Consider the following 458-nt stretch of genomic DNA (forward strand, 5'->3'; position numbering starts at 1 on the left):
TAAATAATTTATTAATTATCTTAAATTATTGTCATTTCCTCTGCTATTAATCGAATTTATAAGAATCATTTTTAATTTATAACCATACTAGCTATAGCCATGAATAAAATTATCTCCCTTTATATATTAATTATACTCTTCTTGGCAGGTTGTAATTTAGAATTGTCAGAAGAGGTTGATGTAAAACCAGCAATAACATTAGAACGGATCGATATTAGCGTCTCCTCATCAGGAATTCGGGGAACAAGTAAATTAACGATGAGGAAGGGGAACAAAAAAGCTTTCGTCGCAGTAGGTTATTATTCTGATCACTCTTCAAAGGTGCTAACTGATTTAAGCATTTGGCGCTCTAATAACAAGAACATTGGATATTTTGTAGAACCGGGACAATTAATTGGCAAAGCGTTAGGATTTATAAAGATCACAGCCACTAAAGATGGAGTCACCAGTAACACAGT

At 32.8% G+C, this 458-nt stretch carries 1 pseudogene; it reads left to right on the forward strand.

What is annotated here, in order from left to right:
* Positions 1–99 precede the first annotated feature (99 nt).
* Positions 100–458, forward strand: a pseudogene (locus AB4513_RS22480) (hypothetical protein); the annotation flags it as partial.

It is taken from the genome of Vibrio sp. 10N.222.54.E6, from assembly GCF_041473955.1.
GTDB classification, from domain to species: domain Bacteria; phylum Pseudomonadota; class Gammaproteobacteria; order Enterobacterales; family Vibrionaceae; genus Vibrio; species Vibrio tasmaniensis_A.